The sequence below is a fragment of the Bacillus sp. FG16 genome (assembly GCF_057809515.1).
On sequence record NZ_JBMDKC010000287.1, the window covers coordinates 1 to 737 of the forward strand.

Annotated in this window: 3 protein-coding genes; all 3 read right to left on the reverse strand. The window is 40.3% G+C overall.

Features of this window, described 5'->3' with window-relative positions:
- Positions 1-123 precede the first annotated feature (123 nt).
- The 3 genes from ACODS7_RS32320 to ACODS7_RS32330 are packed head-to-tail and all read right to left on the reverse strand — an operon-like array spanning position 124 to position 714.
- Entirely contained in the window at positions 124-318 is a 195-nt protein-coding gene (locus tag ACODS7_RS32320; RefSeq protein ID WP_197229235.1) for a hypothetical protein, read from the reverse strand.
- Entirely contained in the window at positions 315-494 is a 180-nt protein-coding gene (locus ACODS7_RS32325; RefSeq protein ID WP_243169068.1) for a hypothetical protein, read from the reverse strand. Before ACODS7_RS32325 ends, ACODS7_RS32320 begins: the two co-directional genes overlap by 4 nt.
- A 7-nt stretch (positions 495-501) precedes the next feature.
- Entirely contained in the window at positions 502-714 is a 213-nt protein-coding gene (locus ACODS7_RS32330; RefSeq protein WP_243169067.1) for a YqaI family protein, read from the reverse strand.
- Positions 715-737 lie beyond the last annotated feature (23 nt).

Genomic DNA, 737 nt, shown 5'->3' on the forward strand with positions numbered 1-737 from the left:
ATAAAGTATTGTTGTCCTTATTCCCCCTTTTCGGGGGGATGGGCAAAAACACCCAATAACAGCCTTCATCTTTTCTCGTTGTGCTTCTGTTACTTGGAACATTCTTGCACCTCCACTACATGATCAATTGTCTTTTTCCATATTTTTCAGAACAAAAACGGCAGCTTCCAGGTCAAAAATCTCACTTTCCGTATCCCTAATATTTCTCTCCACAATCGGCTTCTTTTCTATTAACCTTTCTAATTCACGCCTGTGTTCAGCTAACTTCCGTTGGCGTACAAGTAATGCCTGTTCTAATTCTGCAATAGAAGCATTCAAAACGGCATCACCTCTTTCTGCTTTGTTAACTCATACACTTCTATAAATGCTTGCAACGCATACCTATAAGCAATCACCATACAAATCGATTCGGAGTCATTCGCACACTCATACCGAGCGATAAAACGTCTTAAAATAGCGATCTCATTTTCAATCTTATTTCGCACCTGTTCCATGCACACTTTACAATTCACCTCTTCGTTCTTGAAAGCCAAGTAACGTGACTAAGTAGGCCACTGCGTTCTCCCTCAGAAGAACTTCCCCGTCTGGAGAAACCAATACATCATCCTCGGGGAATACATCACTTCCGCAAATATCTTTGAAAGGAATGGGCTCATATTCTTGTGGATCCTGAATCCCATATCCATTATGTAAAACCATTGGGTTTTCTATCATTTAAAAACTTCCCTCCTAATTGT